Annotated in this window: 5 protein-coding genes and 3 pseudogenes; 5 read left to right on the forward strand and 3 right to left on the reverse strand. The window is 36.7% G+C overall.

What is annotated here, in order from left to right; translation table 11 throughout:
• The 3 genes and pseudogenes from terL to topA all read left to right on the forward strand — a co-directional run.
• Positions 1 to 544 (forward strand): phage terminase large subunit (gene terL / locus OZD64_RS00650; protein WP_274999118.1); only part of this gene is annotated, 544 nt, incomplete at its 5' end.
• 90 nt (positions 545 to 634) lie between these two features.
• Positions 635 to 733 (forward strand): annotated as a pseudogene (locus tag OZD64_RS06810) (TomO hydrophobic C-terminal domain-containing protein); the annotation flags it as partial.
• A gap of 87 nt (positions 734 to 820) precedes the next feature.
• Positions 821 to 3,271: a type I DNA topoisomerase gene (gene topA, locus OZD64_RS00655; RefSeq protein WP_274999119.1), complete on the forward strand. Its 2,451-nt coding sequence runs from the start codon at positions 821 to 823 to the stop codon at positions 3,269 to 3,271.
• Between the two features lie 164 nt (positions 3,272 to 3,435).
• On the opposite strand, the gene trhO is transcribed toward topA, so the two are convergent.
• Positions 3,436 to 4,263, reverse strand: a complete 828-nt coding sequence (trhO, locus tag OZD64_RS00660) for an oxygen-dependent tRNA uridine(34) hydroxylase TrhO (protein ID WP_010963056.1) — start codon at positions 4,261 to 4,263, stop codon at positions 3,436 to 3,438.
• 129 nt (positions 4,264 to 4,392) lie between these two features.
• On the opposite strand from trhO, the gene OZD64_RS00665 reads away from it, so the two are divergent.
• The gene (locus OZD64_RS00665) at positions 4,393 to 5,991 is read left to right on the forward strand and encodes an ABC transporter permease (protein WP_274999120.1); all 1,599 of its coding nucleotides are present in this window, start codon (positions 4,393 to 4,395) and stop codon (positions 5,989 to 5,991) included.
• Positions 5,992 to 5,999: 8 nt separating this feature from the next.
• Here OZD64_RS00665 and OZD64_RS00670 read toward each other — a convergent pair.
• Positions 6,000 to 6,695 (reverse strand): annotated as a pseudogene (locus OZD64_RS00670) (Rpn family recombination-promoting nuclease/putative transposase); the annotation flags it as partial.
• Positions 6,696 to 6,748: 53 nt separating this feature from the next.
• Positions 6,749 to 8,295 (reverse strand): annotated as a pseudogene (gene ltrA, locus OZD64_RS00675) (group II intron reverse transcriptase/maturase).
• A 51-nt stretch (positions 8,296 to 8,346) separates the two neighbouring features.
• Here ltrA and OZD64_RS00680 point away from each other — a divergent pair.
• Positions 8,347 to 8,624, forward strand: a 278-nt coding sequence (locus OZD64_RS00680) for a hypothetical protein (protein WP_274999123.1), incomplete at its 3' end; no start/stop codon positions are given.

Below are 8,624 nucleotides of genomic sequence, written 5' to 3' on the forward strand. Positions count from 1 at the left end.
TTTACTTGTTTCCGGACAACCTCTGAAACGCTATAAAAAATTTCCTGATAATCTCTCGCATATAACACAAAGTTGGGATACTGCGGTTTCAACAAGTAACATGAGCAACTTTAGTGTCTGCACCACCTGGGCAAAAATAGATAATAAATTCTATTTACTCGACGTATATCGCGCAAAGCTTGAGTATCCAAAGCTTAAAGAACAGGTTTTGTCACTAGCTGCAAGATGGACGCCACACGCAATTTTAATCGAAGCAAAAACAAGTGGTCAACAATTGGTGCAAGAGCTAAAGACAAACAGTGATTTACCGATTATTGAAATAGTGCCACATGATGACAAGCTCACTCGATTTCATCAAATTGTTCCGATTATAGAGTCTGGCAAGGTTTTTCTGCCACATCAAGCAGTATGGCTGAACGATTTTGAGTATGAGATTTTAATGTTTCCTGAAACGCGCCACGACGACCAAGTGGACAGTACCGTGCAATATTTGCAGTGGGTGAGAAACAGTACCTCTAGGGTTACGGCTGTACGGGCATTGTGATTTGAGAGCAATTTCCACAAGGGAGGATGTCATCCCAGCGCTCCTTTTTTTGTCATGCAAGTAGCTGACACTGGAATCTAGCTTCTCGTTGCTGCTGCGATCATATACTATTGTAATGAGCCTTCAAAGTCACTTAAAAATAGCAACGTCCAAGGGTTTTCTGAAAAGGTCCCACAACCCGGTTCGTAAAATTCACAAGAACCATTAAAATATTTTTTTACTTTTCATTGTATATTTCTCAACATATTATCTTTAAGTACTAAAATAATTAACAATATGGCATTATTAATAGTTGAATCACCTGCGAAAGCAAAGACAATAGGTAAATATTTGAGTAAAGAGTTCAAAGTAGCTGCATCCTTTGGACATGTGAGGGATCTTCCAGCAAAAAACGGTTCTGTCGATCCGGATAATGATTTTACTATAAAGTATGAAACCATTGAAAAAGCAGAAAAGTATATAAAAGAGCTAGTAAAAGCCGCAAGCAAAACATCAGATATATATCTTGCAACAGACCCAGACAGAGAAGGGGAAGCAATGGCTTGGCATGTGATAGAGACATTAAAAGAAAAGAAAGCAATCAGTAATGAAAACAACATTTATAGAGTAGTCTTTAATGAGATAACAAAAAGAGCAGTACAAGAAGCAATAAAAAATCCACGTGAAATTAATATGGATTTAGTGCGTGCACAACAAGCACGTAGAGCTTTGGATTATCTAGTTGGATTTAGTTTGTCACCACTGCTGTGGACAAAATTGTCGGGAAGCAAGTCTGCAGGGCGAGTGCAGTCTGTTGCATTAAAGATTATATGCGAACGAGAAGATGAAATTAGTAAATTTATAACACAGGAGTATTGGAGCATAAAAGCAGAAATGCAAAATAGCAAAGATGAGGCTTTTTTTGCTATGCTAAGCCACTATGACAATAAAAAGCTAGAAAAATTTGATATTAAGAATGAAGAAGAAGCAAAGAACTTAGTCAGGGAGATTGAATCAAGGCAATATGCTGTAAGCACAGTAGAACGCAAGCAAGTTAAGAGAAACCCGCTTCCTCCGTTTATTACTTCAAGTCTTCAGCAAGATGCAGTGAATAAACTGTATTTTAATGTGAAAAGTGTTATGCGCATAGCGCAAAATTTATATGAAGGTATCGATATTGGTGGTGAAACTGTAGGGTTGATAACTTACATGCGTACAGATGGGTTTCATATTGCAGATGAGGCTATAAACTCAATTAGAGGGTCAATTAAGTCATTATATGGTGATAAATATTTACCGCAGTCTCCTCGTAAATATGTAAAAAAGGTCAAAAATGCTCAAGAAGCACATGAAGCAATTCGTCCAACTGATATCAATAGAACGCCGGGTAGTATTAAGGATTACTTAACGCCAGAGCAATTTAAATTGTATGATTTAATCTGGAAAAGGACCATTGCAAGTCAAATGGAGTCGGCGATTCTTGATCAAGTGGTAGTCGAAATTAGTTCTACTGACCAGAAAGTAATTCTGCGAGCAAGTGGATCAAGTATATTCTTTGATGGTTTTTATAGAGTCTACCAAGATAACATAGAAGCCGAAAATGAAGGCCTGCTACCTGCCATGAAGGAAGGGGAAGCGTGTAAGCTGATTTCAGTTGAGCCAAAACAACACTTCACTCAACCGCCACCTCGTTATAGTGAAGCAAGTATCGTAAAAAAAATGGAAGAAATCGGTATAGGTCGACCATCAACTTATGCAACAATTATTTCGGTATTACAAGATCGTGAGTACGTTTCATTGGATAGCAAAAGGTTTATTCCAAGCAGCCGCGGTAAAATCGTTACTATATTTTTAGAAACTTTTTTTCAGCGTTGTGTAGAGTATGATTTCACAGCACAAATGGAAGAGAAGCTTGATTTAATTTCAAATGGACATGCAGATTGGAAAAAAGAATTGGGCCACTTTTGGGTGCCATTTTTTGGTCATGTAAACTCTGTCAAGCAAATGACGCATGATGAAGTTTTCAGCGGCATTCACGATTTGGTAATCGATTGGTTTTGTTCAGAAGAAGGAAGAAAAGAGGTGAATACGAAATGCCCTGCTTGCTTAGGTGGCATATTGAAATTGAACTTTGGAAAAGCCGGGGTGTTCCTTGGATGTTCTAACTATCCTGAATGCAACCATACAAAAGAAATTACAGGTAGTAACGACAATTCAGAATATCCAAAAAGTTTAGGTATAGATGATATAACAAACCAAGAAGTGATGATCAAAAAGGGTCCTTTTGGACTTTATCTGGAGTGTAATAACGAGTTAAAAAAGAAAAAAACGGTTTCCATACCAAAAGATATAAATGTTAATGAGATTGATCTGAGCACCGCTACTCAGTTACTTTCCTTGCCAAAAGTAATCGGAGAACACCCTGAAACCGGAAAGGAAGTAAAAATAGGCCTTGGGCGATTTGGGTACTATATTTTCTATGATGGTAGATACTTTTCTCTTAAGAAAAGCTCCAAAGAGGTGCTGAATACAGAATTGAGCGAAGCTGTACAAATTATTGCAAACAGTCCACGCAAAGAGTTAAAATCTCTCGGGGTTAATGAAAAGGGAAAAGAAGTTTTTATCTGCAACGGTAGGTACGGATTCTATATAAAATGCGGTAAAACAAACGTTGCTTTGGGCAAGAGTGCAGATATTGAGAGTATAGATCTGGAGAAGGCTTTAGAGTTGATTAAGGGTAAGAAATAGACTTCTTGCATAACCATATGCTCTTTATTGTCATTCCAGCGCGTGACGCTGGAATCTAGAAAAAAAGAACCTGGATGCCAGTGTCTGGGCACTGGCATGACACCCTTTCTGGTAGAGGTTGCTCTCAAATCACAACGTGCATACAACTGCAGCAGTATGATGTTTTATTTATTATAGCTATAACACTGAAGTTTACAATCAGAACAAACCACTTGGCCACGTGGAACTGATTTCAGTTTATCAGTTGAAACTTGATTTGAGCAGAATATGCATTTTATTGTGTTGCTTGGAGTAAGTGAGTTATCAACAGCAATTCTATCATCAAAAACAAAACATTCTCCTTTCCAATTACCATTTTTATTATAAGTTTTTTCAAGGTAAGAAAGAATGCCGCCTTTAAGATGGTAAACATCACTAAATCCAAGGCTTTTCATATATGCTGTAGATTTTTCGCATCTAATCCCACCAGTGCAGTACATAGCCACTTTCAGGTCTTTACTCTCAGAAAATGACTCTGTCCACTGAGGAAACTCACGGAAACATTGTGTGTGTGGATTAATTGCATTCTTAAACTTGCCTAATTTCACTTCATACTCGTTTCGTGTATCTATTACTAAAACGTCAGGTTGAGAAGTAAAATCATCCCAATGCTCTGGATCAACATATTTACCCCTAAGGGAAATATCAAGATTGCTTACACCAAGATTCACAATCTCTCTTTTTAATTTTACCTTCATCTTGCTAAATGGTTGATATTCTGCTGCACTCTCTTTCCATGTAAGGTCCCTTAGCCTATAATCAGAACGTAGAAAATCGAATATTTTATCAATTGCGTTTCTTTCACCAGATATTGTTGCATTAACACCCTCTTCTGCAAGGAGTATAGTGCCCTTTAACTCAACGTTGTTGCATGCAGCTTTTATTTCGTCTTTCATGTCATAATAATTAGAGAGTTCTACAAAGTGATAGAAAGTTGCAATGACGAAGCTCATGATTATTCACTTATCAACTAAAAACATGATATACAAAATTATAAAGATATTCAATAGTACGGCTGTTAATTACTGGATATCTTCAGTTTTTACATATAACATTTTAATATAAAATATAGATTCAAATTAATGTTTTTAAGAGTATTTAAAAATATATTCTTATTTTTAGTAAGCATATTATTCGTCTGCCCAATATTATCATTAATATCAATCTTATTTACAGATTCAGCGAATTCCGAATGGGTAATCAGTACACTTTTTCCTGAATATATACTGAGTACGTTAATTTTGATGGTAGGAGTAGGGGGAATATCTTTCATATTTGGAGTAATTCCAGCTTGGCTCACCACATTTTTTTCATTTCCTGGAAGTAAAATTTTTGAGATTGCTTTGTTCTTTCCGATATCGATTCCTGGATATATAGTAGCGTTCGTCTATGTAAATACGCTAGAGTTTTCAGGTCCGGTGCAGAGCTTATTAAGAGACATTTTAGATTGGAGCAAAGGTGACTATTGGTTTCCTGAAATAAAATCCCTAGGTGGTGGAATATTAGTAATGGGATTCAGCCTATATCCATACGTTTATATGTTAGTTCGCTCAAGTCTAAAGAATGTTAGTAACTCAGTCACTATTGCGTCAACGCTTGGGTTCTCCTCATTGAAGAGCCTGTTTTCTGTTATCATACCCTCCATACGCCCATCAATTATAGCTGGGTTGTCTTTGGTACTAATGGAAGTAATTACAGATTTCGGCACACCACAGTTTCTTGCTATCGATACTTTTACGACAGGAATATATCGCACCTGGTTTTTACTGCATGACAAATATTCAACTACTGTTTTAGCAGTTGCAGAATTAATTTTCGTTGTGATAGTAATAGCTATCGAAAAAAAACTACAAAAAAAAGGAATATCTTACTCTTCAATCAATACCAATTCGGACTATCACAACAAACGGAGTATAAGTGGCGCTATGCCGTTGATCTTTGCTTATCTTATGTGTGTATTGCCGATCTTAATAGGTTTTATTTTGCCAATGATTCCGCTCATATATTGGAGCATAGAGAAGGGGTTTTTCATATACGAAGCAAGATTCTATAACATAATAGCAAATAGCATTAGTTTATCATTTATCACCGCATTAATCTCAATTAGCATTGCAATAATGATTGGATATACGGCGCGTAAAAATAAGGTAATCAACAATATAGCGCGTCTCATTTCTTTAGGCTACGCAATTCCAAATGCAATTATCGCAATTAGTATAATAATATTTTTAAGCAGAATATCCTCTTTCATTACTCAATATGTTGTGGAAATTAGCTTGGTAGGAACTATTGGCGCATTAGTTTACTCATATTTATTTCGTTTTTTTGCTATATCTTTCAAGGCGGTAGAGTCAGGGCTCAAAAAAACACCAAATGAAATTGAGTGGACTGCATATACTATGGGTCATGGACCTATTTCCACATGTTTGAATGTTCATATCCCTCTCATCAAGAAGAGTATATTATCGGGATTTTTGCTCGTATTTATGGATACTATCAAAGAGCTCACAGCAACACTCATTATAAGACCATTTAATTTTGAAACTATATCAACTAGAATATATGAACTTGTAAGCGATGAGCGCTATAGAGAAGCTGCCCCATTTTCGTTAATAATAGTTATAATAGGCTTAATCTCTACAATAACCTTATTTACACTTGATGATAAGGATAAAAAATAAACGTAACCGTTCACACTTAATTCTTCAATCTCACTAATAGAAAGGCCAGTAAACTTAACAATAGTGTTGACATCAACATTATTAGCCAGCATTGCTTTTGCGACTTCAATTTTCCCTTTCTCTATACCTTTTTGTATACCTTTCTCTTCAGCAAGATCAAGTCTGTATTCAAGAATAGCTTCTTCTTTGCGTAGATCCATTATCCTTTCTTCATAGGCTACTAAATCTTTTTCGTTCCAACGAAACTTGTCTAATTCATCATATGCTAGCTTTATTATTGGCGCTTTTTCTGCTATCTCTTTTAAGTCCTCTTCTGTTGTTTCTTCTGCGTATTTAAAAAAGAAACACCACCTTTCTACTATACTTTCTAACTGCTCTACTTTATTTTTTGCGAATTTAGGCAACTCAATAAAGACAAACTGAAAATCTTTTAAGTAATGGCCGTTAGTTTTTATATCACGTATATTGTGAGTAGAAATATAATCAACTTCTTCAGGAAGTAAGTTACAATTTGATATAGCAATAAAGAAGACTTTCTTTAAATCAATGTAGTTGCCAGATTTATCTAATTGTCTTGAGTAGGCTTTAGCGGCATATAATTGAGCGCGTTTTTCGAAGCCCTTGTCTCTAGCGAGCTGGTTAGGTAAGGAAGTAGTATTGCTACTACTCCCTCCCTTAGAAACGCAGCATGCAGGTTTTCCCACACTACGCTTGAGCCCCTTATCTCAGTCCTTCTTTTCTCGAACCGGCTTGTCCTTCATGATTCCTCAGAAAACATCATTCTTAATGGTGACACCAACAGTAGAGAACCTTCTCTTGAGAAAGAGCTTGCTAACATTTTTGTTTGTTTCACTCTTTCATCCAAATACTTTTTCCATTTTAAGTCAAGTGGATTTGCATCCGCCCTGATTTTAACATGTCGTCTGATAGGTATATCAATCAACCTAAGCAGTCTTAAATACCTTATCTCTTTCGGTTTGTTCTTGCATATGGGTGCAGCAAAGACCCATTGGCGTTGTTTCATTACCTTGAAGTAACGATTCTTTATCCAACGTAATCCTTTACGAGGATGTCTTTTCTTTGCCCATTTCCATAGAGCACACATAATTTCATGGTCTATTTTGTTAAAAGCTCTTTTCGCACACACATGGCTGTAGTAATTTCCCCATCCCCTTAATAGGGAATTGAGCAACTTGATTAGTACGGCCTGAGTGTTCGCTATGTTTGCCTTTATCAATGTACGTGCTTTATTAAGAAGTTTCTTAATACTTTCTTTTGAAGGTTTTATAATTAACTTCTTATTATACCTGCGTACATTACAACCAAGAAAGTCAAACCCTGTTGTAATAGATGTAATTTTTGTTTTCTCTTCGGAAAGGATAAGACCTCTCTCCTGAAGAAAGGACGATACTAGAGGTTTTACTTCATTTTCCAGTACTTCACGTGTGATTCCTGAAATGATAAAGTCATCTGCGTACCTGATTACATTTACTCCACTTCTGATTTTGCTTCTTCTTTTACTGCCAAGTTTACCAAATTGACTTTCCAATGATTTTTCAAGTCCATTTAGGGCTAGATTTGCTAGTATTGGAGAGATGATACTACCTTGTGGGGTACCTGCAGTTGTGGAATACAGAGTTTTTGATTCTAGGAAGCCAGCTTTTAACCAGCTATGAAGAATTTTCTTCTCCATAGGAATATGCTTCATGAGCCATTCATGGTTAATGTTATCAAAACACCCTTTAATATCACCTTTGAGTATCCATTGTAGTTGGTTACGGCTTGCCAGTAACAAGTGACAAGCCACAGTAGCGTCTGCGCAGGATCTTTTTGGTCTAAAACCATAAGAGTGACGATCACTGATCGTTTCAGCTATCGGTTCCAAAGCAAACAAGTATAATGCTTGCATGGCTCTATCTTTTATCGTAGGGATTCCAAGAGGTCTTCTTTTGCCATTAGACTTACTGATGTATATCCGTTTTAGCGGAGAAGGTTTGTATCCTCTTTGTTTTAATAGCTTTATTCCTTGAAATTTTGTGTTGCAAGTTGACCATATTTGACGATCTACACCTGCTGTGTTTTTTCCTTGGTTTTCAGTTACTCTCTTAACCGCCAAAGCTTTGCCGCTAAAAGAGCGTGTGAGAAGGTGTTGTAAAGTTTTCACCTTACCCATCTGCCTTGTTGGACAGCCTTAACAATACGCCTCTGTAGCCTCATAACAACTTTTTGGCATTTCTTCCAGGGTAACTGGTTCCATGCTTCGGAGTTATTGGTAGGTGCACTTACAGTTGTACTTGTAATCATCTGCTTTCCTACCTTAAGTGGTTAACAAAGTTTCTTGTCATGAGGGACCAAATGGAAGTCTGCTCGTTTTCACGCGAATTAATGTTACAAATTCTATCCATTTCGTTACAAAATGGCATTCGCTTTCTCCATTATCCTTTACCTGCACATCCATCAGCATTCCTTGCGGGTTGCCTGCCATATAGGCGAAAATACAGGCTTATCCTGTTCCTTTTGTCATACAATAGTGGGTTAGGTGGCTTCTCTATACCGGTGATTTGCGTACATCCAGAAATGAAAAATGTCACATTACCTTTTGGTCGGAGCTTATCAGCATCTTTAGCTCTTTA

Origin of the sequence: Wolbachia endosymbiont of Drosophila tristis (genome assembly GCF_028981745.1) — a bacterium.
Lineage (GTDB): Bacteria > Pseudomonadota > Alphaproteobacteria > Rickettsiales > Anaplasmataceae > Wolbachia > Wolbachia pipientis.

What these genes read in the sequence shown, in the direction of transcription:
- topA (WP_274999119.1), top strand. Translation starts at nt 821, where the DNA reads ATGGCATTATTAATAGTTGAATCACCTGCGAAAGCAAAGACAATAGGT.
- trhO (WP_010963056.1), bottom strand. Translation starts at nt 4,263, where the DNA reads ATGAGCTTCGTCATTGCAACTTTCTATCACTTTGTAGAACTCTCTAAT.
- OZD64_RS00665 (WP_274999120.1), top strand. Translation starts at nt 4,393, where the DNA reads ATGTTTTTAAGAGTATTTAAAAATATATTCTTATTTTTAGTAAGCATA.